24 protein-coding genes, 2 pseudogenes and 2 riboswitches are annotated in these 25,625 nt (G+C 66.8%); of the genes and pseudogenes, 10 read left to right on the top strand and 16 right to left on the bottom strand.

Annotated elements, in window-relative coordinates; translation table 11 throughout:
* Nucleotides 1-2: 2 nt before the first annotated feature.
* The 5 genes from QF036_RS05665 to QF036_RS05645 all read right to left on the bottom strand — a co-directional run bounded on the left by QF036_RS05665 (nt 3) and on the right by QF036_RS05645 (nt 4,607).
* Nucleotides 3-503, bottom strand: a complete 501-nt coding sequence (locus QF036_RS05665) for an HNH endonuclease (protein WP_003804664.1) — start codon at nt 501-503, stop codon at nt 3-5.
* A 222-nt stretch (nt 504-725) separates the two neighbouring features.
* Nucleotides 726-1,514, bottom strand: coding sequence for an NlpC/P60 family protein (locus tag QF036_RS05660; protein ID WP_307099979.1), 789 nt, complete (start codon nt 1,512-1,514; stop codon nt 726-728).
* Nucleotides 1,515-1,614: 100 nt separating this feature from the next.
* Nucleotides 1,615-2,307 carry a C40 family peptidase gene (locus tag QF036_RS05655; protein ID WP_373460262.1) on the bottom strand — a complete coding sequence of 231 codons (693 nt, stop codon included), beginning with the start codon at nt 2,305-2,307 and terminating at the stop codon, nt 1,615-1,617.
* A gap of 70 nt (nt 2,308-2,377) precedes the next feature.
* A riboswitch (cyclic di-AMP (ydaO/yuaA leader) is annotated at nt 2,378-2,547 on the bottom strand.
* A gap of 136 nt (nt 2,548-2,683) precedes the next feature.
* Complete coding sequence (locus QF036_RS05650) at nt 2,684-3,508, bottom strand: M23 family metallopeptidase (RefSeq protein ID WP_307105786.1); 825 nt, start codon at nt 3,506-3,508, stop codon at nt 2,684-2,686.
* Between the two features lie 11 nt (nt 3,509-3,519).
* Nucleotides 3,520-3,761, bottom strand: a riboswitch (cyclic di-AMP (ydaO/yuaA leader).
* A 150-nt stretch (nt 3,762-3,911) separates the two neighbouring features.
* Entirely contained in the window at nt 3,912-4,607 is a 696-nt protein-coding gene (locus QF036_RS05645) for a metal-dependent transcriptional regulator (protein WP_307099976.1), read from the bottom strand.
* 347 nt (nt 4,608-4,954) lie between these two features.
* On the opposite strand from QF036_RS05645, the gene serC reads away from it, so the two are divergent.
* The gene (gene serC / locus QF036_RS05640) at nt 4,955-6,085 is read left to right on the top strand and encodes a phosphoserine transaminase (protein ID WP_307099974.1); all 1,131 of its coding nucleotides are present in this window, start codon (nt 4,955-4,957) and stop codon (nt 6,083-6,085) included.
* 94 nt (nt 6,086-6,179) lie between these two features.
* On the opposite strand, the gene QF036_RS05635 is transcribed toward serC, so the two are convergent.
* Together QF036_RS05635 and QF036_RS05630 are read right to left on the bottom strand one after the other, a co-directional pair.
* On the bottom strand, nt 6,180-6,791 hold the full coding sequence (locus QF036_RS05635) for a DUF3027 domain-containing protein (protein WP_307099971.1): 612 nt from the start codon (nt 6,789-6,791) through the stop codon (nt 6,180-6,182).
* 8 nt (nt 6,792-6,799) lie between these two features.
* Nucleotides 6,800-7,183 carry a cold-shock protein gene (locus QF036_RS05630; RefSeq protein ID WP_003804678.1) on the bottom strand — a complete coding sequence of 128 codons (384 nt, stop codon included), beginning with the start codon at nt 7,181-7,183 and terminating at the stop codon, nt 6,800-6,802.
* Nucleotides 7,184-7,366: 183 nt separating this feature from the next.
* Between QF036_RS05630 and QF036_RS05625 the strand changes: the two genes are divergently transcribed.
* From QF036_RS05625 to QF036_RS05600, 6 genes and pseudogenes are all read left to right on the top strand, one after another.
* On the top strand, nt 7,367-7,600 hold the full coding sequence (locus tag QF036_RS05625) for a hypothetical protein (RefSeq protein WP_307099969.1): 234 nt from the start codon (nt 7,367-7,369) through the stop codon (nt 7,598-7,600).
* Nucleotides 7,601-7,610: 10 nt separating this feature from the next.
* Complete coding sequence (locus tag QF036_RS05620) at nt 7,611-10,103, top strand: helicase-associated domain-containing protein (protein WP_307099967.1); 2,493 nt, start codon at nt 7,611-7,613, stop codon at nt 10,101-10,103.
* A 13-nt stretch (nt 10,104-10,116) separates the two neighbouring features.
* A complete protein-coding gene (locus QF036_RS05615) occupies nt 10,117-11,760 on the top strand; it encodes a DNA repair helicase XPB (protein WP_307099966.1) in 1,644 nt (547 codons plus the stop codon).
* 61 nt (nt 11,761-11,821) lie between these two features.
* Nucleotides 11,822-12,535: a response regulator transcription factor gene (locus QF036_RS05610; protein ID WP_307099964.1), complete on the top strand. Its 714-nt coding sequence runs from the start codon at nt 11,822-11,824 to the stop codon at nt 12,533-12,535.
* Between the two features lie 74 nt (nt 12,536-12,609).
* Nucleotides 12,610-14,146 (top strand): annotated as a pseudogene (locus QF036_RS05605) (ATP-binding protein).
* Between the two features lie 127 nt (nt 14,147-14,273).
* Nucleotides 14,274-14,561, top strand: coding sequence for a WXG100 family type VII secretion target (locus QF036_RS05600; protein ID WP_307099962.1), 288 nt, complete (start codon nt 14,274-14,276; stop codon nt 14,559-14,561).
* A gap of 13 nt (nt 14,562-14,574) precedes the next feature.
* On the opposite strand, the gene QF036_RS05595 is transcribed toward QF036_RS05600, so the two are convergent.
* The 7 genes and pseudogenes from QF036_RS05595 to QF036_RS05565 form a co-directional block, all read right to left on the bottom strand.
* On the bottom strand, nt 14,575-15,648 hold the full coding sequence (locus QF036_RS05595; protein WP_307099960.1) for a ribonuclease HI family protein: 1,074 nt from the start codon (nt 15,646-15,648) through the stop codon (nt 14,575-14,577).
* A gap of 117 nt (nt 15,649-15,765) precedes the next feature.
* A pseudogene (gene groL / locus QF036_RS05590) lies at nt 15,766-17,395 on the bottom strand (chaperonin GroEL).
* A 290-nt stretch (nt 17,396-17,685) separates the two neighbouring features.
* Nucleotides 17,686-18,111 (bottom strand): hypothetical protein, encoded by a 426-nt coding sequence (locus tag QF036_RS05585; protein ID WP_307099958.1) that lies wholly within the window; start codon nt 18,109-18,111, stop codon nt 17,686-17,688.
* Nucleotides 18,112-18,280: 169 nt separating this feature from the next.
* Nucleotides 18,281-18,961, bottom strand: a complete 681-nt coding sequence (locus tag QF036_RS05580; protein ID WP_307099957.1) for an ABC transporter substrate-binding protein — start codon at nt 18,959-18,961, stop codon at nt 18,281-18,283.
* Entirely contained in the window at nt 18,961-19,164 is a 204-nt protein-coding gene (locus QF036_RS05575; RefSeq protein WP_307099955.1) for a cold-shock protein, read from the bottom strand. The genes QF036_RS05580 and QF036_RS05575 overlap by 1 nt, the downstream gene beginning before the upstream one ends.
* A 158-nt stretch (nt 19,165-19,322) precedes the next feature.
* Complete coding sequence (locus tag QF036_RS05570; RefSeq protein ID WP_307099953.1) at nt 19,323-19,967, bottom strand: LytR C-terminal domain-containing protein; 645 nt, start codon at nt 19,965-19,967, stop codon at nt 19,323-19,325.
* 49 nt (nt 19,968-20,016) lie between these two features.
* A complete protein-coding gene (locus QF036_RS05565; protein ID WP_373460091.1) occupies nt 20,017-20,379 on the bottom strand; it encodes a DUF3263 domain-containing protein in 363 nt (120 codons plus the stop codon).
* Nucleotides 20,380-20,518: 139 nt separating this feature from the next.
* On the opposite strand from QF036_RS05565, the gene QF036_RS05560 reads away from it, so the two are divergent.
* Nucleotides 20,519-21,313: a uracil-DNA glycosylase gene (locus tag QF036_RS05560; protein WP_373460090.1), complete on the top strand. Its 795-nt coding sequence runs from the start codon at nt 20,519-20,521 to the stop codon at nt 21,311-21,313.
* 10 nt (nt 21,314-21,323) lie between these two features.
* Complete coding sequence (locus QF036_RS05555; RefSeq protein ID WP_307099952.1) at nt 21,324-22,163, top strand: siderophore-interacting protein; 840 nt, start codon at nt 21,324-21,326, stop codon at nt 22,161-22,163.
* Between the two features lie 20 nt (nt 22,164-22,183).
* Here QF036_RS05555 and QF036_RS05550 read toward each other — a convergent pair whose 3' ends face one another.
* Nucleotides 22,184-23,680, bottom strand: coding sequence for a threonine/serine exporter family protein (locus QF036_RS05550; protein WP_307099950.1), 1,497 nt, complete (start codon nt 23,678-23,680; stop codon nt 22,184-22,186).
* 129 nt (nt 23,681-23,809) lie between these two features.
* Nucleotides 23,810-24,883: a lipid II:glycine glycyltransferase FemX gene (locus QF036_RS05545; protein ID WP_307099948.1), complete on the bottom strand. Its 1,074-nt coding sequence runs from the start codon at nt 24,881-24,883 to the stop codon at nt 23,810-23,812.
* 154 nt (nt 24,884-25,037) lie between these two features.
* Between QF036_RS05545 and QF036_RS05540 the strand changes: the two genes are divergently transcribed.
* The gene (locus tag QF036_RS05540; RefSeq protein WP_307099946.1) at nt 25,038-25,610 is read left to right on the top strand and encodes a TspO/MBR family protein; all 573 of its coding nucleotides are present in this window, start codon (nt 25,038-25,040) and stop codon (nt 25,608-25,610) included.
* Nucleotides 25,611-25,625 lie beyond the last annotated feature (15 nt).

Genomic DNA, 25,625 nt, shown 5'->3' with positions numbered 1-25,625 from the left:
CGTCAGGCTGCTCTTTCCGGAAGCAGGAACGGATCCCACGCCGGTGTGGGCTTCTCCAGTTCCTTGATCTGCCACATGGTGCCCACCGGAGGAGCCGGGTCGAACCGGAGCTTCCAGCCCATTTCACTGGGCGTGTGGTCACCCTTGACGTTGTTGCAGCGGAGGCAGGCTGCGACGAGGTTCTCCCACGAGTCCGCTCCGCCCCTGGATTTGGGCTGGACATGGTCTATGGTGTGGGCTGCCTTGCCGCAGTAGGCGCACCGGTGGCCGTCGCGGCGAAGCACACCGCGCCTGCTCACCGCGGTGATCATGTTGTACCGGGGACGGATGTAGCGGTTAAGGAGAATCACGGACGGACGGCCCATGATGTCCTGCGGCCCGACGACAGGATCGTCGCCTTCGGCCACCACGCTTGCCTTTCCGGTGAGCACAAGGACCAGCGCCCGGCGGAATGTCACTACCGCCAGCGGTTCATATCCAGCATTCAGAACGAGTGTGCGCATGCACATACCTCTTCACGGCCGCACCCGGCAGAGGCGCGAGGGCCGGCTGCCCTCTGCATGTCCGGGCTATGGATCGACACCATAAGAGTAAACACTCACTAGGCAGATGAGCGAATCGAACACAAGCATCGTCAGGGCGTGTCACCAAAAATTCATGCGGACGCAAGGCAAAAAAGGACCCCCGCCAGCTGGCAGGGGTCCCTTTTTTAGGCCTTGGGAGTCTTAGCCGCCGACGCGGATGAAGACCGGGCCGGAGCCGACGTTCACACTGAACAGCGCGGTGGTTCCGCCGTTCCAGCCGCCGTGGACGGCCTGGCCGTTGCCAACGTACACAGCGATGTGGGCCAGGCCCATGCCGCCGTTCTGGTAGTAGGCGAGGTCGCCCGGCCGAGCTTCAGCAGCGCTGACGGTGCGGCCGAGTGACAGGTAGCCGGCCGGCCAGCCGTGGTAGTGGACACCCACGGCTGCGAGTGCGTTGGTGGCCAGCGCGGTGCAGTCCTGGGAGACACCCAGCTGGGCGTAGGCAGCAGCAGCGATTGCAGCGCCCTTGCCGCTGGCGGCAGTGGTCTTCGGCGCTGCCGGGGCTGCCGTCTCGACGGCGGCGGTGGCCTGGACTGCCGGTGCGGCGTCGGCAACCGGGGCAGCCTCAACGGCGGGAGCGGCTTCCTGGACCTTGACAACAGGCTTGGGGGCCTCGACGACGGGAGCCGGCGTGGTGGAGACAGCAGGCTTCTCGTAGGAGATGGCGATGCTGGAAGCAGCGGAGATGTTGGCCGGTGCAGCGGACTGGACTTCCAGCGTGGAGGCTGCTGCGGATTCGCGCTGAACGTTGGTCTCAGCGGCGTTGGCGGCGATGCCGCTGGTCAGGACAAGACCGGAAGCAGCAGCGATAACTGCGGCCTGGCGGCCCACGCCACCGGCGTTGTCGCCGACGGCCTTGGCAATGACAGCCAGCGAGTTGGTCTTGGTGACCTCGGCGCGGTGCCGTGCAATGGTCGCACGTGTAGTCATTAATTTCTCTCTTTCGTGTTCCACGGTCCGCGGTAGCAGGCCATGGGTGATCGACGCGCCGGCATCTTGGGGGTAAGCCGGCCCGCCTCGAATCGGATTCTTAGCGAAGGGTGTAAAAAGCGGACGTGCCCGTTGCGGACACCGCGTGCAGGAGAGTGCCCTGCGAGGGGTTCAGCGCGCTGATCATCATGCCGTTGCCGACGTAGATGCCCACGTGGGCGCCGCCGTTCTGCATGACCAGGTCGCCGGGAGCAGGCGTGGAGGTGGGCTTCATGGCGTTCCACGCGTTGACGCGGGGAATGCTGATGCCTGCCTGAGCGTAAACCCACTGGGTAAAGCCGGAGCAGTCCCAGCCGCTGGGCGTGGTGCCGCCCCAGACGTAGGGGCTGCCGATGCCGGTGTACGCGATTGCAGCCAGCCCGGAAGCTGCGGCGGAGGCCGCACCATCGGTGGACTTGGCGGTGACGGCCAGGGCCGCACCTGCGATCTCGCTGCCGGTCTGGCCTGCATCGGCCGTCTGGCTCTCATCGTTCGACTGGGGAGCGATGCTTTCGGCGACCGGGGCTGCCACCGTGGTGACGGCAGGACGCTCGAAGGAGACAGTGGCGGTGGGTGCGGCGGTCACAGCAAGCTGCGCCGCCTGGGATCCGGTCTCCGAGGAGGCGGAAACACCAATGTTGGCGTCGGCTGCGTTGGCAGGCATGCCAACACTCAGGATGAGTCCTGAAGCAGCTGCGATAACAGCTGCCTGGCGACCTACTGTGCCGGCATTGGCGCTAACCGCCTTGGACACGGAGTCCAACGGGTTCATACGAACCGTGTGCGCGCGGTGGCGCGCGGCATTGTGGCGTGAAGACACGAAGGTAGCCTCTCCCAATGCCTGCGAGGTGAGCTGTCGGATTCGGATGGGAGTCACCCGGCCGCTCCGCTTCCTGGGAAGCATTGCGACTTAACCCCAAGGCCTTCTTGCGAAGACCAAAATTGGTTCCCCCGCCCCTGCCAGACGATGTAATGCGAACGGACCTTGAGCGGTGGCAGAGTTAGGCAATCCACTCAAGAGCGTCAACTTCGGAAAAGTTGACGCGGTTTAGACGGTACAGCAGTTCGGAGCCAATGTCACATTCAGGTCACGGCGTGTCACAGGAATGAGAGTGCTCACTCGGCTTGGCTCAGAGCCAGCCGGTGGGATCAACGACGTCCCCGTTGACCATCACCTCGAAGTGGAGGTGGCAGCCCGTGGAGGCGCCTGTGGTCCCGCTGAGGGCGATCACTTCGCCGCGGGTGACCTTCTGGCCAACCTGGACGCTGGAGGACGACAGGTGGTTGTACGTGGTCTCCAGGCCGTTGCCGTGATCGATCACCACGCGGTTGCCTCCCCCGTACGGATGCCACCCCGAGAACGTCACCTTGCCGCTGGCTGCGGCCAGCACCTCGGTGCCGCACTGGGCGGCAAAGTCCTGCCCGCGGTGGAACTCGCCGGCGCCGCCGGTGATCGGGCTGACCCGGTAACCGAACGGCGAGGACTTGACCAGCGTAGTCAGCGGCCCGCCCAAGGTGCCCACCGAGGCCGAACGGCTGATGCTGCCGGCCGACTGGGCACTCAGGAGTTGCTTGAGCTTTCCGTCCGGGTCACCGGTGGTGGAGACGGACGTGCGGCTGAAGTCGATCTTTGCCGCCGCTTCAGCCGAGACCTTTGGCTGGGCAGGTGCGGCAGCGGACGCCGACGCCTCTCCCTGCTGCTCTCCGGCAGCGAGGACAGGGCTGGTGGCGGGGACGGTAACAGTCAGCAGCAGGCCTGTGGCCGCAAGGGCTACGCCGGCTTTCTGCCCAACGCCACTGGCCGAGGCGAAATCCGTAACCTGCCGGAACGGACCCCGGCGGCGACGGCGCGCTTCACGCTGGGCGTCCCGGGGACGGTCCGCGGCAATGGCCTCCGCGAGGCGCGGCTCCGGAGCGGGACCGGACGCGCGGCGGCGGCCCCGGGCATTCTGCATGGACAAGTACTGTTTCCTCTCTGGATAGCCTGCGAAGTTAGCTGTCGGATTCGGGTCAGAGAGTTCGGACCCGGTCCGCCGTAACAAGCCATTCCGGCACAGGGGTATCCCAAGAGGATTCCTTCTGCGGAAGAGACTTGCTGCTGCGGACTTCACCCCAAGGCTGTAGAAACAGCCGGTTGTGGTTCCCCCGCCCCTGCCAGTGGGTGACTCGTGCTGCTGATCTGCTGGCAGGGTTCGGCTCCAGATCAGGTAACGCTTGTGTATCGGCGTTGCCGTTTAACTATAGGCGATTAAAGGGCACAGTAATAATTCCGTTATATACACTGTGCAAAAGTGGTAGGTCATCCTGCCTGCAGATGTCAGACAGATGCGGCATCCGCCCCGAGGGGCCGTTCGGAAGTCAGCCGACGCGCACGAACACGTGCGCAGCAACTTCCGGCGGCAGCTCAAGGGCACCTTCGAAGCCGGGGACGCGGACCGAGATGTATTCCCCCACACGCTCCAGCGAGACGGCGGCGCCGGGCCGGATCCCGCCTTCATCCAGCTGGAGCAGCAGCTCCGGCTCCACCTGGATGGGTTCTGCCAGGCGGCTGACGGTGACCTGGGATTCCGGGCCGTAGCCGGCCATGGCGTCGAGCAGGCTCACCACACCGTCGGTGAAGGGGCGGGCAGGCGGCCCGCCCAGTGCTGCCAGGCCGGGGATCGGGTTGCCATACGGCGACTCGGTGGGGTGGTCGAGCAATTCGTAAATCCTGCGCTCCACCCGTTCGCTCATGACGTGCTCCCACCGGCAGGCCTCGTCGTGCACGTAAGCCCAGTCGAGGCCGATGACGTCGGCGAGGAGGCGTTCGGCGAGCCGGTGCTTGCGCATCACCTCGGTGGCCCGTTTCCGGCCCACTTCGGTCAGTTCAAGGTGGCGGTCATTGGAGACGACGACGAGGCCGTCGCGCTCCATCCTGCCAATGGTCTGCGAAACGGTGGGGCCCGAGTGGCGGAGGCGTTCGGCGATGCGTGCCCGAAGCGCCACGATGTTCTCTTCCTCCAGCTCCAGGATGGTGCGAAGGTACATCTCCGTGGTGTCGATCAGATCCGTCATTCAGCTCAGCTCCTCGAGCACAGTATTTGTGTCCGTCCCACCGTACCGCGGGCCCGCCGCACCGGGATCCGGCAAGCTGCAGCGGCGGTCGCATATCCGACGGCGGCGCAGCACCGGCTGTCTGCCCGTACGTCCAGTGCCAGCTTAGCCTATTTTGAATTAGTCCGGATAATTCGCAGGGCGGACGGCGGGCACTGTCTCAGTGACTGGACTATGACGGGGGCGTGTTCCTCCGGTATCCGCGCTTCGGGCAGAATAAGGAGGGTCTTCGTGGCGGTCAAGGTAGCCTGCCGGCCATCGCCCCGACCCAGCCGAACCGCACTTCCATGCCGAAAATTGGAGCCACTGTGAGCGACACCAGCATCACTATTCCCGCAAACCTCCTGCCCAAGGACGGACGGTTCGGCGCCGGTCCTTCCAAAGTCAGGCCGGAGCAGATCGAGGCACTCTCCGCAGCCGCCACGACGCTCCTTGGCACCTCGCACCGCCAGGCCCCGGTGAAGAACCTCGTTGGCTCCGTCCGCGAAGGCCTCAGCACCTTCTTCCGTGCCCCCGAAGGCTACGAAGTGGTCCTGGGCGTCGGCGGTTCCACCGCGTTCTGGGACGTCGCCAGCTTCGGCCTGGTGGAAGAGAAGGCACAACACCTGTCCTTCGGCGAATTCGGGTCCAAGTTTGCCGCGGCCACCAACAAGGCGCCGTTCCTTGCCGAATCCTCCGTCATCAAGTCCGAGCCCGGCACCTGCCCCGCCCCCAAGGCCGAGGCGGGCGTTGACGTTTACGCCTGGCCGCAGAACGAGACCTCAACGGGTGTTGCCGCGCCCGTCCAGCGGGTGAATGGCGCCGACGAGGGCGCGCTGGTGCTGGTGGACGCAACCTCGGCTGCCGGTGGCCTTGACGTCGACGTGGCCCAGACGGATGTCTACTACTTCGCACCGCAGAAGAACTTCGCCTCCGACGGCGGGCTGTGGCTGGGCCTCTTCTCCCCGGCAGCGCTGGAGCGGGCCGAGCGCGTCAAGGCGAGCGGGCGCTGGATCCCGGACTTCCTGGATCTGAAGACCGCCATCGACAACTCCAGGCTGAACCAGACGTACAACACCCCGTCGCTGGCCACGCTCGTCACGCTGGATGCCCAGGTGCAGTGGCTGAATGCCAACGGTGGCCTGGACTTCGCCGCCGGACGCACGGCCGACTCGGCCGGACGCATCTACAAGTGGGCGGAAGCCTCCGAATTCGCCACACCGTTCGTTGCCAATGCCGCCGAGCGTTCCAACGTCATTGCCACCATCGACTTCGACGACTCGATCGACGCCGCCGCCATTGCCAAGGTGCTCCGCGCCAACGGCATAGTGGACACCGAGCCCTACCGGAAGCTGGGACGCAACCAGCTGCGCATCGCCACCTTCGTGGCCATCGAACCATCCGATGTCTCCGCCCTGCTCGAGTGCATCGACTACGTGGTGGGCGAGCTGAAGAAGTAGCCAGGCTGAATCACTGGTGACGGCGAAATGCCCCCGCTACCTACGAGGTAGCGGGGGCATTTCGCATTATGTCCCGGATGATCCGGCGGTGTGATCAGTCCTGGTCCTGGCCGTGAGTTTCTGTCTGGCCACCGGTTTCAGCCTCGTCAGCGGAGGCCGCATCGGCGCCCGGTTCAGTTTTGTCTCCGGACTCTGTTTCGGCGTCGGATTCTGTTTCAGCGTCGGCTTCGGCGCCCGCGGCCGTCCCACCCGGAGCGCCGTCGGCAGTCCCGTCTTCAGCAGGAGCGTCGTCCTGGGCGTCTTCCGCGTCCTGCTCCTGGGCGTCCTCGGGGCGCACGCGCTCGGCCCACGGCACCCACTCCGGGGCGAGGATTGAGTCTTCCGAGGGAAGCAGGCCTAGCTCGTTGACCGTGATCACCTTGGAGCGGGAGTTCCGGGTCAGGACGGCATACCACTGCCAGCCGATGTACCCCGGCAGCCGCGATTCAAAAAGGTGCGTGACCACGCGGTCGCCCTCGGTGCGGGCGGCCAGGTGGTTCCCGATTTCGGATGCCTTCGCAATGCCTTCGATGGCGGTCCGGGCGGTGTCCACGGCAGCGGCCAGCACGGCGTCAGGTTTTCCCGTCCGCCACGCCGGGACACCGGCGCCCCGCTTGGGTGCCTTGGGTTCCACCTTGGATTCGGCCTGTTCAGGTTCCGGGTTCATCGGGAGGCCTAGGCGTCCAGCTCGTCGGCAACCTTACGCAGGGCAGCGGCAATGGCCTTGCCCTTGTTGCCATCCGGGTACTTGCCGGACGACAGCGTGCCGGACAGGTTGTCCAGAACCGTCACCAGGTCCTGCACCAGCGGGGCAAGATCCCTCGCGCTGGGGCGCTTGGCCTTGGCGATGGACGGCGTCTTTTCGAGGACGCGCAGGCCAAGGGCCTGGGCGCCCTTGCGTCCGTCCGCGACGCCGAACTCAACCCGGGTGCCGGCCTTCAGTTCAGAAACTCCGGCGGGCAACGCGGACTTGGGAAGGAACACTTCCTGCCCGTCCTCGCCCGCGAGGAATCCGAAACCTTTGTCCTTGTCGTACCACTTGACCTTGCCGGTAGGCACCTAATCAACCTTCTTCGTTCTGACGTTCTGGGACATGGCCAGCGGTCACCGCATCCACACTGATGTGCGGGTTCAGGGTATGACTGCCTGGTCCATGTTGGTCTGTTCCTTCAAGGTTATCCTGACTGGCAGGCTAATCCCGCTTTGAGGCGCGGCCGCGGCGCTGCTGTTAGCGTTACGTCCATGACATCCGCGCGTTTCCGGCGGCCACTGATGGCCACCGCAGTGCTCCTTGCAGTTTTGTCCCTTGCAGCCGTCGGGGCGGTCATGGCGCTGGCCGCTGCGGGCCAGGCCGCGACGCAGTGGATCACATCAACGGCGCTTTACGGCCTTCCGGCGGCCTTCCTGCTGATGCTCGTGCTGGTGGTCGACGGCGTTGCCGCCCGCCGCCGGGCAGGAAGCCCCGGCGGGCGGTAACGTTGGACTGATGTCCCTCATTCGAGCGCTCAGCAAGGAACTGGAGGCACGCAGCGACGAGTCACTGCGGGCCCTGTTCGCTGCGCGGCCGGACCTGATCTCCCCCGGCGTTCCCGACTTCCCCGCGCTGGCCGCCCGCGCCAGCGCGCGGGTGAGCGTGCAGCGGGCCCTGGAACGCCTGAACCGCCCGCAAATGCAGGTCCTGGAGACCCTGCACCTGTGCACCAACACGGACACCGGGCACAGCGCATCGGCCGCGGTGCTGAAGAAGTCCATCGCAGGGGCCACGGTGGCGGCCATCGAGCAGCTCCTGCAATCACTGCATGACCTGGCCCTCGTGCAGCGGGCGGAGCCGCCGCACGGAGCGGGACCCGGCACCCAGCGGCAGCGTTTCTACCTTCCGGTGAGCAGCCTGAAGGACGTCGTCGGGATCTACCCGGCCGGGCTGGGGCGCAGCTACACCGAGCTGGTCAGGCTGCAGCCGGCCTTCGCCCAGCGCGTTGTCCAGCTTGTCGCGGAGCTGCACCGCAGCGGCGCCGCCGTGCAGCCCGCCACCACCCCGATGGAGGCAGCGCTGGCGCTGCAGCACTGGACCTCTTCCCCAGAGGGGCTGCACGCGCTCCTCGCCAGCGCCCCGGAACGGACGACTGCACTGCTGGCACGGTTCAGTAACTGGGCCATGGGCGCCGTCCCCCAGGCCCAGCGGAAGGCTTCCGTCACAACTGAAGGTCACGACGTCGGGCCCGTCGACTGGCTGTTGGCCCGGGGCCTGCTGGTGCCGCTGGACGCCGCCCACGTGGAACTGCCGCACAGCGTGGGCATCTCCCTGCGCGGCGGCGCCATCATCGACAACTTCTCCCTCAGGCCCCCGGCGCCGACGCTCGGCGTCACCACTGCCGCGCTCCGCCGCAATGCCGCGCTCGGCGCCATCGCCGAAACCCTGCGCCTCACCGGTGAACTGCTGCACGCCGTCAGGGACCAGCCCCTGGCCACCCTGCGGAGCGGCGGCGTGGGCATCCGCGAAATGCGGAGGCTCGCCGAGACGCTCCGCGTGGACCACCACACCACCGCCGTGCTGCTGGAGCTCAGCGCCCTGGCGGGCCTGATCCGCTTGGACGTGGATAGCTCGTGCTGGGTGCAGCCGCCCCAGCTGGAATGGCTCGGACTGCCGCGGCAGGAACAGTGGCTGTGGCTCGTCAACGCCTGGCTGGCGAGCGAGCGGGCCCCGTCACTCGTGGGGCAGCCCATCAATGGCCAGTCCGGCGGGCCGGCGAGCCACCGGGCCGCCCCGGCGGCCACCATCAACGCCCTCTCCGCGGAGGCCCAGCGGGCCGATGCACCTGTCGTCCGCAAGAGGATCCTGGAGATACTGCGGGAGCTGACGCTCGAAACGGAGATGCCGGACGGGGCGGCGCCGGTGCTCAACGCGGAGGCAGTGCTGCAGCGCGCCGAGTGGTCCCAGCCCCGCATGGCGCGACGGTTCAGTTCCCTGATCGGCGGCGTCCTTGCCGAGGCGGAACTGCTGGGGCTGATCGGGTCCGGTGCCCTCAGCCAGCTGGGTGCCGCCATCGCCGCGGATGCGCCTGACGACGCCATGAACCTCCTCGGCGAACACCTGCCTGCAGCCCTCAACCACGTACTCCTGCAGGCGGACCTGACCGCTGTAGCGCCCGGCTATCTGTCCCCCGACCTGGCAGAGCAGCTCCAGCGGATGGCCGACGCCGAAGGGCAGGGCCCGGCCACGACGTACCGGTTCTCCGTGGAGTCCATCCGGCGCGCGCTGGACTCGGGCCAGGACGCTGCAGCCATCCTCGATTTCCTCCGCCGGCACTCCGCTACCGCCGTGCCGCAGCCGCTGCAGTACCTCGTGGAGGACACAGCCGCCAGGCACGGCAAGCTGCGGGTCGGGGCGGCCGCCAGCTTCATCCAGAGTGACGACGAAGCCGCACTCAGTGAGCTCTGCCGGGAAGCTGCGGCCTCGTCCCTGGGCCTGGTCCGGATCGCCCCCACAGTCCTGGTCTCCATGGCCTCTCCCCGGCAGACGGCCCTCGTGCTGCGCGGGCTGGGACTGTCACCCGCCGTCGAAGAGGCCGGATCCGCCGTCGTACGCCTCAACCGCACCGCGCCCGTTACGGTCACCGGGCGCCCGGTCTACAGTGCGCCGCGAACCGCCCTTCCCGACGCGGACGTCGCTGCCCAGCTCGCCGTCCTCCGCCGCCATGCGGAGCACGGCGCCAGCCCCAACGGTGCCCGCCCGGCTCCCGCCGGCGGCGAGGAGGCAACCCAGCTGGGACTGGAGACCCTGCACAAAGCCATCCGGCTCAGGCAAAAAGTCGTGATGAACGTCGTGGACAGCCTGGGGAATGCGAAACTGGAAACGGTCGTTCCGGTATCCGTGGCGGGCGGACGAGTCCGTGTTTTCGACCCTGCGAAGGACACGGAGCGGGTGCTTTCCATCCACCGGATCATCGATATCGAGGCTGCAGAGGAAATGCAGCAGTGAAGGTTCTACCTGCGTGAATGACGGCCCCCTGATTGTCCAGAGCGACAAGACCATCCTCCTCGAAGTGGACCACGAGCAGGCGACGGAGGCCCGGCACGCCATCGCGGCCTTCGCCGAGCTGGAGCGCGCTCCCGAGCACATGCACAGCTACCGGCTCACGCCGCTGGGGCTTTGGAACGCCCGGGCAGCAGGGCTCGACGCCGAAAAGGTGCTGGACACGCTGCTCACCTATTCCCGGTTCCCCGTGCCGCACTCGCTGCTGATCGACATCGAAGAAACCATGTCCCGGTACGGCCGGTTGCGGCTGGAGAAGGACCCCCAGCACGGGCTGGTCATGCGCACCAGCGATTATCCGGTGCTGGAGGAGGTCAGCAGGGCCAAGAAGATCCAGCCGCTGCTGGGTCCGCGTATCGACGCGGAGACCGTGGTGGTCCATTCCTCCCAGCGCGGCCAGCTGAAGCAGCTGCTGCTGAAGATCGGCTGGCCCGCCGAGGACCTGGCCGGCTACGTGGACGGCACGCCGCACCCCATCATGCTCAACGAATCCGGCTGGACGCTGCGGCCGTACCAGCGGCTGGCCACGGAGAACTTCTGGGCCGGCGGCAGCGGCGTCGTCGTGCTCCCCTGCGGCGCCGGAAAGACGCTCGTGGGCGCCGCGGCGATGGCCACGAGTTCCACCACAACGCTGATCCTCGTCACCAACACGGTCTCCGCACGGCAATGGAAGGATGAGCTGCTCCGGCGGACCTCGCTGACCGAGGACGAGATCGGCGAGTATTCGGGCGCGGTCAAGGAGGTCCGCCCGGTGACGATCGCAACCTACCAGGTCCTCACCACCAAGCGCGGCGGCCTGTACCCGCACCTTGAGCTCGTGGACGGCCACGACTGGGGGCTGATCATCTACGACGAGGTCCACCTGCTGCCCGCGCCGATCTTCCGGATGACGGCGGACCTGCAGGCTCGCCGGCGGCTCGGCCTCACGGCAACCCTGGTGCGTGAGGACGGCCGGGAAGGGGAGGTCTTCAGCCTCATCGGCCCCAAGCGCTATGACGCGCCGTGGAAGGACATCGAAGCGCAGGGCTACATCGCCCCCGCAGACTGCGTGGAGGTGCGCGTGGACCTTCCCAAGGACGAGCGCGTGGCCTACGCCATGGCCGAGGACGCGGACAAGTACCGGCTGTGCGCCACGTCCGAGACAAAGACCCTCGTGGCCGAGCAGCTGGTGGAGCACCACCGAGGCGAGCAGGTCCTCGTCATCGGGCAGTACATCGACCAGCTCGACGAACTCGGTGAGCGGCTGGGCGCCCCCGTCATCAAGGGCGAAACCTCGGTCAAGACGCGGCAGAAGCTCTTTGACGCCTTCCGCGCCGGGGAGATCCAGACCCTCGTGGTATCCAAGGTGGCCAACTTTTCCATCGACCTCCCGGAGGCCTCCGTGGCCATCCAGGTCTCCGGCTCCTTCGGCTCCCGCCAGGAGGAGGCCCAGCGGCTCGGCCGGCTGCTGCGCCCCAAGCAGGACGGCCGGGCGGCACGCTTCTACTCCCTCGTTGCCCGCGACACCCTGGACCAGGATTTCGCGGCCAAACGCCAGCGCTTCCTGGCCGAGCAGGGCTACGCCTACCGCATCATGGACGCCAAGGACGTCGAATCCTGCTGACCCAAGCAACGCACAACATACATCCAGAAAACTCCCAGATTCTGGGAGCATCATGGGAGATATGAAAAAGAACAGCGCCGAAGCGAAGCTCCTCGTGGTTGATGACGAACCGAACATCCGCGAGCTGCTTTCCACGTCTTTGCGCTTCGCCGGCTTTGAAGTGGTGTCCGCGGGGAACGGGCGGGAGGCGCTGGCCGCCGTCGAGGCACACGCCCCCGACCTCGCGGTGCTGGACGTCATGCTTCCGGACATGGACGGCTTCACCGTCACCCGCCGGCTGCGCGCGGCGGGCAAGCACTTCCCGGTCCTCTTCCTGACCGCCAAGGATGACACCGAGGACAAGGTGACTGGGCTGACAGTGGGCGGGGACGACTACGTCACCAAGCCCTTCAGCCTGGATGAGGTGGTGGCCCGCATCCGCGCCGTGCTCCGCAGGACGCAGCCGATGCTGGATGACGACGAGGCTGTCATCCGGGTGGACGATCTGGAGCTCGACGACGACGCCCACGAGGTACGCCGCGGCGGGAAGGTAATCGAGCTGTCCCCCACCGAATTCAAGCTGCTCCGCTACCTGATGCTCAATCCGAACCGCGTCCTGTCCAAGGCTCAGATCCTGGACCACGTCTGGGAATACGACTTCAACGGTGACGCCTCCATCGTCGAGTCCTACATTTCCTACTTACGGCGCAAGGTGGACATCGATCCCGACGCCCCGGCCCTCATCCAGACCAAGCGCGGCGTCGGCTACGTGCTGCGGACAGCAGAAAAGCGCTGACCTTGCTCGATCGATGGCGGTCCGCGCTGGAGCGCTGGAAGTCCGCCACCCTCAGGTCCCAGCTGGTGGCCATCATGATGGCCCTCCTGCTCGTGGCCCTCGCCGTGACCGGTACAGGTGCGCTGACGCTGCTGCGCGGCTACCTCCAGGGCCAGGTGGACGACAAGCTGCGGGCCGCCGTCGAAGCCGCCCAGCGGCAGCGCTCCATCTCCCCCATCGCCAACCCGGTGATACCCACGGATTACACGGTGACCCTCTATTATCCGGGAGCCGCAGCGAGCCACTTGGACGAGAAGCCCGACCGCCCTGACATTGAATCGATCACCCTGGACGAAGCCCGTGAGCGCGATCTGAGGCCGTACCAGGTGCGGGGCACCGACGGTGAGAACTGGCGCGTGGTGGCAGTCCCCGTTGTTGTTGGGAGTGAGCAGCAGCGGGCGGTGGTGGTTATCGGGCTTCCGCTGTCCACGGTGGATGAGGTGCTGCGCCTTTCCACCTTGGTGGTGGTGGGTGTTGGCCTGCTGACGCTCATCCTCGCCTTCTTCATCGCCAACTGGACCGTGACCAGGTCCTTCCGTCCGCTGGCCAGGGTGGAGAAGACTGCCGCCGCCATTGCCGCCGGCGACCTGTCGCGCCGCGTCGACGTGGAGAACCCCTCCACGGAAGTGGGCCGCCTCGGCCGGTCGCTGAACGCCATGCTCGCCCACATCGAGGCGGCGTTCGCGGCCCGGATGGCGTCCGAGGACCGGATGCGCCGGTTTGCGGCGGACGCGTCCCATGAGCTGCGCACCCCGCTGGTGACGATCAGGGGGCTACTCGGAGCTGTACCGGCACGGCGCGCTGCAGTCGCCGGAGGACGTGGCCAGCGCCATGGGCCGGATCGAGAGTGAGGCTAAGCGGATGGGCTCCATGGTGGAGGACCTGCTGCTGCTGGCACGGCTCGACGAGCAGCGGCCGCTGCAGCGCAAGCCCATCGACCTGCAGCTGCTTGCCCATGACGCCGTGGTGGACACCCAGGCCAGCGAACGGAACCGCACCATCACCCTGACCGGCCTGCACAACGGCAGCGCCGAACCGGCGCCGGTGCTCGGCGACGAGGCGAAGCTCCGCCAGGTCATCGGCAACCTGGTGGGCAACGCGCTGCGCTACACGCCCGGGGGAACTCCCATCGAACTCGCCGTGGGCGTCAGGCGGGCCGACGACGGTTCCGCCCAGTCCGTCCTGGAGGTCCGGGACCACGGCCCCGGGATCTCCGATACGGAGGCGCCCAAGGTCTTTGAGCGCTTCTACCGGGCCGACACGTCACGTACCCGGGAGACGGGCGGCAGCGGGCTGGGGCTGGCGATCGTGGCTGCCATTGTCGGCTCGCACGGCGGCTCCGTCCGGGTGGAAGGTACCGACGGCGGAGGCGCAACCCTCGTGGTCAGCCTCCCCCTCCGGGAGGACTCCCCCGAGGCGGACAGCCCGGAGGCCGATGCTCGGGAGGTGGACGGCATCGGGACATTCTCGGACAGCGTCGACGGAGACGGTGTCACCGGGGACGAGGCGACTGGCGGAGACCGGGCGTCCGGCGGGAACCGGGCTGCCGGCGGGAACCGGTTATCCACATAGCGGAGCCGGCTGTGGCGCCGGCCGCCGGCGGGTTCCTAGGCTCGATGTAGCGGGCCGGAACGGCCGGTCCGCCAGCCACAGCGACTGTCCTGCCGGGGCAGTTCCTCAAGTTGTCGAGAGGCCCGCCATGAGCATCATTTCCGTCGATACCGACCTACTGCAGGCGAAATCAGCCAACGTCAAGGCAACGGTTGACCGGATCAGCGCCGACGTCCAGGCGATGAAGCACGGCCTGGACGAACTGCAGGCCACGTGGCGAGGTTCGGCTGCCAGCAACTTCCAGGCCCTCGTTGCCGAGTGGACGCTGACGCAGGGCAAGGTCGAGGCCTCCCTCGCCTCCATCAACCTGGCCCTGTCATCGGCGGCGGACACCTATGCGCAGGCGGAGCAGGGCAACGCGCAGCGCTTCAGCTGACGCCTGCCGCGGCTCAGGCTTCGGGTGTGCCCTGGTGGAACCGCAGGCGCCACTGTTCGCCATCCAGGACCCACAGGGAGCTCCGCAGGGCTGAGCCGGCGCGGGAGTAGCTGCGGTAGGTCAGCAGGACCGTGTCCGTGCCGATCCGGTCGGCGCTGAGCACGTCCAGGTCGACAGGACCTGCCGGGCTTTCCTCGAGGGACATCATCATGGCGTCGCGGGTCCAGAGGCGCCCGGCGGTACCGATTTCTGTGAAGTCCGGGTGGAGGAGCTGCCCCGTCCGGCCGATGTCGCTACGGACATCCGGGCGGAGGAGCTCACGTTCGAAGGCCTCGACAATCTGTTCGGGCGTGGCGCCCGCCGGAGGTTCCGAAAACGCCTCGTCACCAAGTTCGCCGGCACCCAGTTCGCTGAAGAGGTCGGGCTCGTCTCCGAAGAGCGCCGGAGTTCCGGACTCGAAGCGTTCTTGGTTGGCGGCTTCGCTGCGGGCCGGGGTTCCTGCCGCGCCGCGGGCCAGTGTTTCAGCCGCGCCGCGGGCCGGTGTCTCAGGTTCAAACAGCGGAGGGATGCCGCCCTCGCCACGGCCCTCCTTGACGGGGCGCCGGCCCGCTGCCGGTTCCGCGTCGGGGAAGCCGGGTCCTGAGCGGGCGGCAACGCCCTGCTGGTAGGCGATCGCCACGGCCCTGGCGCGCTCGTCGGCGGCTTCGTTCAGCTCGTGCCCGGCATGGCCCTTCACCCATTCGAACCTGTACTTCCGCCCCGCGAGCTCCCGGTCGATGTCCTTAAGGATGTCCACATTCAGCACGGGCTTACCGTCTGCCTTGCGCCACCCTTTGCGCTTCCATCCGGGCATCCACTTGGTCACGGAATTGATCACGTACTGGCTGTCGCAGAGGATGTGCAGGTCCTCGTCGGGGAGGTGCGCGGTGGAGCGGAAGAGGTCCAGGACGGCCATCAGCTCACCCTGGTTGTTGGTGCCGTGTGGCCAGCCGCCGGCCCGCCAGCAGTCGTCGTTCACGTACCAGGCCCACCCTGCGGGACCCGGGTTTCCCAATGCCGAACCGTCGGCTGCTGCAGTAATCGTCACCGAACCATCCTGCCAGACTGGACAGACAAAAAATGCGCAGACAAAAGCGCAGACAGAAAAGTGCGGCCCCCTCGGTGGAGGGGGCCGCACTTTTTAGACGCTAGGAGCAGCGGGTGGCTAGAAGCCGCCCATGCCGCCCATCTCGTCGCCGCCGCCGACGGCCGGGGCGTTCTTCTCCGGCTTGTCGGCCACAACGGCCTCGGTGGTGAGGAACAGACCGGCAATGGAAGCCGCGTTCTGCAGGGCAGAGCGGGTCACCTTGACGGGGTCGTTCACGCCGGCAGCCAGCAGGTCGACGTATTCGCCGGTTGCTGCGTTCAGGCCGTGGCCTGCGGGCAGTCCGCGGACCTTGTCGACCACAACGCCGGGCTCGAGGCCGGCGTTGAAGGCGATCTGCTTCAGCGGGGCGTCGATGGCAACGCGGACGATGTTCGCACCGGTTGCTTCGTCGCCGGTCAGGTTCAGGTTGGCGAATGCCTTGGCGCCGGCCTGGATCAGGGCCACGCCACCACCGGCAACGATGCCCTCTTCGACGGCAGCCTTTGCGTTGCGGACAGCGTCCTCAATGCGGTGCTTGCGCTCCTTGAGCTCAACTTCCGTGGCGGCACCGGCCTTGATGACTGCAACGCCGCCGGCCAGCTTGGCCAGGCGCTCCTGCAGCTTCTCGCGGTCGTAGTCGGAGTCGGAGTTTTCGATCTCGGCGCGGATCTGGGAAACGCGTCCGGCGATCTGGTCGGCGTCGCCTGCACCTTCGACGATGGTGGTCTCGTCCTTGGTCACGACAACCTTGCGTGCCTTGCCCAGGAGCTCGAGGCCGGCGGTCTCAAGCTTGAGGCCCACTTCCTCGGCGATGACCTGGCCGCCGGTGAGGATGGCGATGTCAGCAAGCTGTGCCTTGCGGCGGTCACCGAAGCCCGGAGCCTTGACGGCGACGGACTTGAACGTGCCGCGGATCTTGTTGACGATCAGGGTGGCCAGGGCCTCGCCCTCGATGTCTTCGGCGATGATCAGCAGCGGCTTGTTGGACTGCATGACCTTCTCGAGGACAGCAACCAGTTCCTTGACGTTGGAGATCTTGGAGTTGACGATCAGGATGTACGGGTCTTCGAGGACCGTTTCCTGGCGCTCGGTGTCCGTGACGAAGTACGCGGAGATGTAGCCCTTGTCGAAGCGCATGCCTTCGGTGAGCTCCAGCTCGAGGCCGAAGGTGTTGGACTCCTCGACCGTGATGACGCCTTCCTTGCCCACCTTGTCCAGGGCTTCGGCGATCAGGGCGCCGATTTCGTCGTCACCGGCGGAGATGGAAGCCGTGGCTGCGATCTCTTCCTTGGTTTCGATTTCCTTGGCGGAGTTCAGCAGTTCAGCGGTGACGGCCTCAACGGCCTTCTCGATGCCGCGCTTGAGGGACAGCGGGTCAGCGCCGGCCGCGACGTTGCGCAGGCCTTCCTTGACCAGTGCCTGGGCCAGGACGGTGGCCGTGGTGGTGCCGTCACCAGCGACGTCATCCGTCTTCTTGGCAACTTCCTTGACCAGCTCGGCGCCGATCTTCTCGTAGGGATCGTCCAGTTCGATCTCCTTGGCGATGGAAACACCATCGTTGGTGATCGTGGGAGCGCCCCACTTCTTTTCGAGGACGACGTTGCGGCCACGCGGGCCGAGGGTGACCTTGACGGCGTCGGCGAGGATGTTCAGGCCCCCGCTCAAGACCGCGGCGTGCCTCTTCATCAAATGCAATGATCTTGGCCATAACGGCAATAGTCCTTTCGGGACAGTCGTTAAGAAGGAACCTCGCTGCGGTGCCCGCGACGGACGATCCTTTCTGCAGGCCTCTGTACGCCCGACAGTCCGGATCTCACCCCAACCAGGTGTTTCTTTCGCTCCTTGCGCCGCCGCCGGGGAGGTTGCCGGCTTGAACCGGACGACCCTTTAGCAGTCGGCACGCTGGAGTGCTAATCAATAATTAGCACTCCCCCGGGGAGAGTGCAAGCAGATGCGCCTGTTAATCCCGCGAACGTGCGGAGTATTCGCTGCCAGCGATCAGCCGGCGGACCTGCCCGCTGCCTCGCTGCCCGTGAGCTTGGCCCTGTTGTCTGCTCCGTAGGTGAACACCATGAACTTGGCGGCGGTGACGTCTCCGTTGGCATCGAAGCGGACAGGTCCTGACTCGCCGTCGTAGTCAATGGCCTTTCCGTCCCGGATGGCGGCAAGGCAGTCCTTGTACGTCGAGCAGACGGCCCGCGGGCCGGACGGCGAGGCGGACGCCCGGCTGCCGGAAGTGCCGCCGGAGACGGGGATGAGCGTACCGGCGATGGAGGCACCGGCGTCGTCCTCTGCCTCAGCGGCGGCCAAGGCCGCGAGGTTCACGGCGTCATAGGTCTCGGCGGCGAACGTCATATCCTTGAGTCCCGCATCGATGGCCACGAGTTCAGCCTGGAAGTGCGCCGACGGGAAGACCCCGGGCACCAGGGCACGCGTCCCCTCCAGCGACTTCGATCCGAGGGCGGACCCGTACTGCCTGAAGCCGCCGTCGCCGAGGATGAGTTTGTTGCCCGGCAGGCCGGCGTTGGTGAGCTCGGCGAGGGCGCCCTGCGAACCGTCCCGGGCAATGACGACGACGGCGTCCGGCGCGGCGTCACGGGCGGCGGCCGCGGACTTCTGTGCCTCGCCCGCCTTGAAGCCGGAGACGGTGACGGGGTCCCAGCCCGCCGGCCCGGGCCGAAGCGGACACTGCCGCAGACACGGCCTGGCCGTAGCTGCTGTCCTCGTAGACCACCGCGAGGCTCTTGGCTCCTGCGTCCTTGGCGAGTTTCACCAGCACGGGAGCCTGTGCGATGTCAGCCGCTGCCGTGCGGAAGTAGTAGCCGCCGCTCTTGTAGCTGCTGAGTTCGGGTGCCGTGTTGGCGGGGGAGATGAGCGTGATCCCGGCTTTGGACAGCACGTCGATGGCGGCCGGCGCCCGGCTGGAATCCGTGGGACCGATCACGACGTCTGCCTTGGCGTCGGCGAGTTTCCGGGCCTGCGCGGCCGTGTCGGCGCCGGTGGTTTCGGGCAGTAGTTCCACGGGCCGTCCCTTGTGCCCGCCCGCCGCGTTGATTTGCTGGACGGCGAGCTTGGCCGCGGCCAGTTGGGCGGCGTTCAGGAAGGCCTGGGGTCCGGTGTTGTCGAGGATCAGTCCGATCCGCAGGGTCCCGTCGCCGCTGGCTTCAACCCGAGCCGTCCGGGCGTTGTCCCCGGATCCGGAGCAGGCAGCCAGCGTCATCGCGACGGCGGCGCCCCAGACAGCGGAACCCAGGAGACCTGTGCGTAGTGCCACTAGACGGGCCGGACCTTTTCTGCCTGCGGACCCTTTTCGCCTTCGCCCACTTCAAGCTCCACGCGCTGGCCCTCATCCAGCGCCCGGTACCCGTCGATCTGGATGGCCGACCAGTGCACAAAGACGTCGTCGCCCGAATCGTCAACGGTGATGAAGCCGTAGCCCTTTTCCGCGTTGAACCACTTCACGGTTCCCAATGCCATGATCCCCACACTTTCAGGTTGCTTCCGTAAGGCCCACGTCGGTGTGTGCCGTGAATTACGCCTTGAAGCCTGTCATAACTGTATCCAGTCAGGCCCTCGCAGGCGCAGGCCAGCGGCCGGCCGCGGAGGCAATAGTTATTCAGGCGTAACCGGACTAGCTACTCGTAGCCGGGGCCCAGGACCACCACAACGGGCGTCGGGAAGTCCGCGCTCTCTACCAGAGTGGGGATGTTCAGCAATGCACTGAGCGCCTCGGCGTTGGCCCTGTGGGCAGCGTCCGAGTAGAAGATCACCGACTGTTGCTGGGGAGCACCCTGCCAGTTGGCCACTTCACCGAGCACCCAGCCGTCGGACTTGACCGTGGCACCTACACGTCCGGCCAGTCCGGAAGTCAGCGTGCCATTGAAAATGGCGACCGGCTGCGACTTGTCCACCGCCGCAGGGGCAATGGTTTCCGAGGTGGCGGGCTCCAGCGCGGAGGGCGACGCCGGGTCGGAGGCGGACGCCGAGGCCGAGGCGGTGGCGCTGGGTGCCGCACTTTCCGAAGGCCTCGCCGTGGGGCTGGCCGACGCCGTGGAAGTGGAAGTGCCGGCCGCCGCGGCGGGCTGCGGCGCGGTGGCGGTCTGGAAACCCAGCTGCGGCAGCAGGAGGAAAGCAACCAGGCCTACGGCGAGCGCCCCGATTCCCACGGAAAGGATCGGCCACAACTTCGGGCGCGACGGCGCGGAGACAACGCGGTGTACGCCCTGCCGGGAGGAGACCTCAGGCACCCTGTCGAATTCGTCCCGAGCAAAATTAGTCATGGTAAACAGGCGTCCTTGTTGGTTTTCGCCGGCAGTCCGGCACTAGCAGTTACGCGTCAGATCCAAGGCGGCGGGCAGTGCGGGCGCGCTGACGTGACGTACGTAGTCTACGCAATCTCTTTACGAGCATGGGGTCGTGGGCCAGCGCGTGCTCTGTATCAATGAGGGCATTAAGGATCTGGTAGTAGTGCGTCGCGGACAGGTCAAAGAGCTCGCGGATGGCCTGTTCCTTGGCGCCGGCGTACTTCCACCATTGCCGTTCCAGGGCAAGAATCTGCTGCTCCCGCTCACTCAGTGGCGAGTCCCGTGGCGTGAAGCCGTCCAGCAGCGAGCCGCTCCGCAGCCCGTGCTCCTGCAATGAATTCTGCCCTGAATCCCGCTCCGCGAGGTGGTCCTGCAACGGCTCGGCCACTGCGCTCTCCTTAGCTGAATCCGGTCAAAGTACCTCCCCTATGTTACGGAGGAATAACAGCCTTGTCATTTGCGGCGCGGCGGCACCGGCCGCGGTTCCACCGACGGTTGCTGCGGGCTCGGGCCAGCCGTGCGGGAGAATGGACACCGTGACGCAACCTGAACCGCTCTTCGACCTCGAGCCCACAATGGCGGCTGGCCCGGACTTCGCGGAGCTGGCCGGACTGCCCCTCGGCGAGCTGATGGCACCCGACTGGGCGGACGCGCTGGCGGGAGTGGAGGCCGAATTGCGGTCCGTGCTGTCCTTCCTCGCCGGCGAGGAGGCGGCCGGGCAGCGTGTGCTGCCGTCGGCGTCGAACGTCCTCCGGGCTTTCCGGCAGCCCTTGAACGGCGTGCGGGTCCTGATCGTCGGCCAGGATCCCTACCCCACCCCCGGGCACGCTGTGGGGCTCGCCTTTTCCGTGGACGCCGGCACCCGTCCCATCCCGCGCAGCCTGGCCAACATCTACAAGGAGCTCGAAACGGATCTGGGCCTGCCGCCGCGGATCCACGGTGATCTCGGCGCCTGGGCAGACCAGGGTGTCCTGCTGCTCAACCGGGTGCTGAGCGTGCGTGAGGGCGCTGCCGGGTCCCACCGCGGCAAGGGCTGGGAACCGATCACGACGGCGGCTGTTGCCGCCGTCGTCGGCCGCCGCACAGCGGACGGAACCACGGCGCCGCTCGTCGCCGTGCTCTGGGGAAAGGATGCCGAGAGCGTCCGCCCCCTGCTGGGCAGCACGCCCGTGGTGGCCAGCGCCCACCCCAGCCCGCTCTCCGCCTCGCGGGGGTTCTTCGGCTCCCGGCCGTTCAGCCACGCCAACGACCTGCTGATAGAGCAGGGCGCCGGGCCGGTGGACTGGGAACTCCCGGCGGTCCCGCCAAGGTACTTAGGCTAGGCTTACCTGCATGACTTCCCTTCCGGCCACCACCACCGCCACGAAAAAATCCCGCCCGCAGGTCACCCTGACTGTCCTTCGCCGGGAGCAGCTTTCCGCGCACATGGTGCGGATCGTCGCCGGCGGCCCGGGGTTCGCTGACTACGTCAACAACGACTTCGTGGACCGGTACGTCAAGATCGTCTTTCCGCAGCCCGGGGTGGACTACCCCCAGCCCCTGGACCTTTGGGCCATCCGGGAAACCATGCCCCGCGAGCAGTGGCCGCACACCCGGACCTACACGGTCCGCTGGGTGGATACGGCCGCCGGCGAACTGGCCATTGATTTCGTCGTTCACGGCGACGAGGGCCTGGCCGGTCCCTGGGCTGCCGCGGCCCAACCCGGCGACACCCTCATCTTCACGGGTCCCGGAGGCGGCTACAACCCCGATCCCGCCGCGGACTGGTACCTGTTGGCCGGGGACGAGGCCGCACTGCCGGCAGTGGCCGCCGTCATCGAATCCCTTCCCGCACACGCCCGCGGCGTGGCCTTTATCGAGGTGGGTTCGGACGCGGACGTCCAGGAGATTGCTGCCCCTGCCGGACTCGAGCTGGTCTGGCTGCAGCGCGGCGACGTTCCCGCCGGTGAGAGCAGCCAGCTGGTGGAGGCAGTGCGCACCGCCGCCTGGCCCGATGGGCGCGTGAACGTGTTCGCGCACGGAGAGCGAGGCTACATGAAGGGCCTGCGGGAGGTGCTGTTCCGCGAGCGCGGCCTGGACCGCAGCCAGGTTTCGCTGTCCGGCTACTGGGCCAAGGGCCGGGTCGAGGACGTATTCCAGGCTGAGAAGAAACTGCCGATAGGCCAGATCTAACGCCGCAGGATCCAGCAGCCCTAGCGGCGGCGGGCGCGCCGCCGCTCGTTACTGGCGAGGCTGCGCGTGAGCGGCCGGGCCAGCGTGTCACCGAGCACAATGCCGCCGGCCACGCCGAACACGATCGCACCGGCGCTGAGCATCCCCCCGGCCCCTAGCAGGATCTCGGACTCCTCGATGGTCAGGACGTACATCGAGCGGAATATAGTGAGGCCGGGCAGGAGAATCAGACCGGCCGGCACGGCGACCACAAGCTGCGGAGCGCCCATCTTCAACGCCACCACGCGGGCCAGCAGGCCGATCACGACGGCGGCGAGCGCCGGCGAGAACCGCGGGCCAACGCCCAGCAGGTCACTGCCGATGAGGACCAGGTGCCCCACTACGCCGACAGCCGCCGTCGGAAGCAGCAGCTTCCAGTCCGTCTGCTCGGTGATGCCGATCGCCACAACGGCGACGGCAACCATGATCACCTGTATCCACAGCGGATACGCGGGCGGGAAGGTCTCCGTGACGTCGATCGGCGCCATGCCGATCCGGTCCCCCACCACGAATGCGACCGCGATCCCGGCGACCACCGCACCGAACGTCAGCAGGGTGGAAAGGAAACGTCCGGCCGCCGTGACGGGAAAGCCATTGATGGCGTCCTGCACCGAGGAGACCAGGCGCCCAGTGGGAAGCAGCAGCAGGATGCCGCCCACCACCACAATGGCGGGCGCCAACCGGAACCCCACGGGACTGCCGAACTTCCACATGAGCAGCGCGATGACCGTAACCACAAAGGAACACGCCGCCGTGATGAAGAAGTCAGGCGTCCGCCAGCGGCCCAGCTTCCTGGCCAGCAGGCTGATCAGGATATTGGAGGCGAAGGCCACCGCGGAGGCGCCGGCGCCGCCGCCGATCACGCCAACGAACACCGCCGAGAAGACGGCGAACGCGACCGTCACCATCCAGCGCGGAAACGGCTTGGGGCTGCGGATGATCTCGTCGAGCCGCCGGATGGCCTCGTCCCGGCCAACCCCTCCGGCGACGATGTCAGTGACCAATTGGTGGACCTTGGCAAGCCCGGCGTAATTGTTCGTCCAGGAGCGGACCACCCGCAGGAGCGAGATGGGCGTCTGGTCCTTGGGGGCGTAGTTGATGCCGACGGACTGGTTGGTGATGTCCACCTCGATGTTCTTCAGCCCCAGGGCTGCGGTGACGGCAATGATGCTCGTCTCCACCTCGAGGGACCCTGCACCGTAGCGGAACATGGATTCGGCGAGATGCAGCGCGAAGTCCATGGTCTTGCGGGCCGACGTGTCGACGCCGCCCACCTGGATCATCGGGTTGGCGTAGGGGCTCCCGGCGAGCCGGTCCACGATGCTCAGCGGCGCCGTCGGCGGACTTTCACTCTGCACCAGCCGGCGGAGCATACGCTTGGCCGCCGCATTCTGGTGCATCTGCGAGGGGGTGAGGGGCTCCGTCTTGGGCAGCCCGTCCGTGGGCGGCCGGTTGGCGCCGCGGGGTTGTTTGGCCATCAGGGCTCCCTCCGTTCAGTGCCTCAGCCGTTCAGGCTCACAGGTTGTGCAGCTGTATGGATCCAGTCTTTCAGGCTTCTGTCGTTAAAGGTCCCGGCTCCTCGGCGCAGTGCCCAGGAAACACGGTCCTCAGTAAAACTGCTGCCCGGTGCGGCGCGTGTACAGCTGCCGTGCGACGCGTTCGCCCGCAACAATCCACGCCTTGTACTTCAACGGGCTGATGACTTGGTCATAGCAGCCGACGAAATCGGTGACCGTCTTGCTGAAGCTGGTCTTGAAAAGCCCGAGCCCGTGGAAGGGATTCGACGTGTCCTTGAGCTTGTCGCTGGGCGGCGTTCCGCAGAAATCGTATTCTGTGCAGCCCAGCTCCTTGAGCTGGTTGATCGCGGTCCACTGCACCAGGTGCGAATCACCGTACTGGTTCCGTTTCTGGAGGGACCCGCCGTCCTTGTACGTGCCCTTGCGGCCGTAGTTGATGACAAACGCGCCCACCGAGGGAACTCCGTTTTCGTACACAAACATGAGCCTGCCCTGGCCGCGCTTGATGAAGTTCGTCCAGAACTGGCGGTAGTACTCGTATTCGCGGACCCGGACCTGCGACTTCGCCTGGACCGTGTCGGTCATCAGGGCGTACATGGACTTGAAGTTTTCCTCGCTGGGGTCCACGTTGTGCACTTCGACGCCCTCACGGATGGCGCGGCGGACGGCGTTGCGTCCCCGCGAGTGGAGGTTGCGGAGCAGCTGGTTCTCTTCGGGGGAAATATCCAGCAGTGCTGTGGAGTCGTTGGGCTGGAGATTGTGCGTCTTGACCAGCCCGGCCCCCTCGATGACCCCGCGGGCGGCGTCGCTGAGGATGATGTCCGGCTCGATCTTGATGGCGAAGACGCCCAGCCGTGCGCGCTTGACGAACTCTGCGTTTGCCGCGGCGATCCCCGGGATGTCCTCGACGCCGGCAACGTCCGGCCCCTTGATGAGGTACCAGAGCTTGCCCAGCACCGGGAAGCTCTTTTCCAGCACGAGGTTGTAGCTCGCGTAGTCGGCTGTTTCGTAGACGAGGTGCAGGGTCTTCCAGCCGAAGTGCTGCTTGACCTCGGCGAAGGCCTCCGACTGCAGCAGGTTTCCGCCGTTCGGATTCGCGGTGACGTGGGAGTCCCAGTTGGCAACCTCTTCGGAGGTGGCAAAGCGGGCAGTGAATTCTCGCAAGTGTGCCGTGTCCAATCTTCGCTTACGTTTCGTGCAGATGCCGGAGAAGCAGCCTCAAGTCTATCCGTCCGGCCTCCCGGACCGCTTGCCGCGGGCACGTGATCCTGGTCAGAGCCTCCTTGACTCTGGCTGCGCCCTTGGCAACTGTAGAGAAATGGAAAGCAGGGAGCGCGTTCCGGCAGCGGGAGCAGGAAGAGGCACCAGCAGCAGGGGTGGCGGGGCGGAGCCCAAGCCGTGGCGCACCGCCGTCGAACTGGCCGCACTCCTGGGGTTCCTGGCCGCCTCCGCGCTGGTGGCCTGGCTGGGTTCGTGGGCGACCATCAGCAACGTCACCGGCTGGTACGCGGCCGCCGACAAGGCGCCGTGGTCTCCGCCCAACTGGCTGTTCGGGCCGGTCTGGACCGTGCTGTACACGGCCATGGCGGTGGCGGCCTGGCTCGTTTGGCGGAACCGGAGCCCGAACCGCCGGATTGCGCTCACGGTCTACGGCGCGCAGCTGGCCCTGAATCTGGCCTGGACGCCCGTGTTCTTCGGGCTGTATCCGGTGTGGGGTTCGGCCGCCCTCTGGCTGGCACTGGGCATCATCATTGTGCTGGCGCTGGCAGTCGCCGCCACCGTACTCCTGTTCGGGCCGATCCGCCGCACCGCCGGTCTGCTGATGCTGCCGTACCTGTCGTGGATCATCTTCGCGGCGAGCCTGAACCTCTGGGCGGCTGCCAACAACTAGTCCGGGCGGTGGTTG

The organism is Arthrobacter globiformis, assembly GCF_030817195.1.
Taxonomy (GTDB): Bacteria; Actinomycetota; Actinomycetes; order Actinomycetales; family Micrococcaceae; genus Arthrobacter; species Arthrobacter globiformis_D.
The sequence above is the reverse complement of the archived record's forward strand: the minus strand, read 5'-3'. Positions and strand labels throughout refer to the sequence as shown.